The sequence below is a fragment of the Xenorhabdus bovienii genome, assembly GCF_024721015.1.
In the GTDB taxonomy this organism is placed as follows: Bacteria; Pseudomonadota; Gammaproteobacteria; order Enterobacterales; family Enterobacteriaceae; genus Xenorhabdus; species Xenorhabdus bovienii.
The window spans coordinates 1-939 of record NZ_JANAIF010000245.1; the positions used below are offsets into that span (position 1 = coordinate 1).

1 protein-coding gene is annotated in these 939 nt (G+C 50.1%); it reads left to right on the forward strand.

What is annotated here, in order from left to right; all coding sequences use genetic code 11:
* Positions 1 to 165: 165 nt before the first annotated feature.
* Positions 166 to 939 (forward strand): type VI secretion system Vgr family protein (locus tag NXS07_RS20345; RefSeq protein ID WP_258087557.1); only part of this gene is annotated, 774 nt, incomplete at its 3' end.

Here is a 939-nt window from a genome sequence, read left to right on the forward strand (position 1 = left end):
TTAATCAATGAAGCAATGGCCTGTTTTATCAGCCAGTCTACCTTTGTCATGCTGGAAATTTTTATCCCGGACAGTAACAAAGTGCTGTGGCAATTCGGGCATGTCGATGGGTTACGCCCGGATATGTAACTAAGGAACCGATGCAATAAATCAGAAGGAGTAAAAATGAAAAGTGGATTACGTTTTGTCTGCACTATCGCCGGTGTGCCGGAAGACACCTTTGCCGTGGGGGAGTTTTCCCTGCAAGAAGGCTTATCGGAACTGTTTACCCTGAACCTGACGCTGGTCAGAGCCGGTAACGCGAACCCGTTTAAACCGCAGGCGGAAATTGATTTGGCCTCGCTGCTGATGCAGGAAGCGGTATTGCAGGTTTTTAACGGCGAAACTGAGCAGCGAAAAATCACCGGCATCATTTCCCATGCGGACTGGATTGGCACCGATGGCAACAAGACGCTTTATACCCTGACTGTTCGTCCAGCCCTCTGGCGTCTGACGCTTAATCAGGACAGTCGGATTTATCATCAGCAAAATGTCCCGGCGATGTTAAACAGCCTGCTGAAAAAACACCGGGTGAAAGCCGATTCGAAGCTCTACGATACCCATCAGGACAGGGAATATGTCACCCAGAAACGCGAATCGGATTATGCATTTTTCAGCCGGTTGGCGGCGGAAGAGGGATGCAGTTTCTGGTTTGAAGATGAAACGGCGTTTTTCAGTGACAGTCATTTAGGAATGACAGCGGGTCTGCCATTGCAATACCAGCCCCAGCCGGAAACGGCATACGGCATCGATACCATTTATCAGGTGCGGCTAGGCGTTGGTATGAGTCCGCAACGCAGTCTGCATAAAGATTACAATCCGGAGAACCCGCGCTATCACCTCTCCCATATGCAAAGCAGCGAAGGCTTCCGTGATTTTGGCAGCCAGACACCGTATACC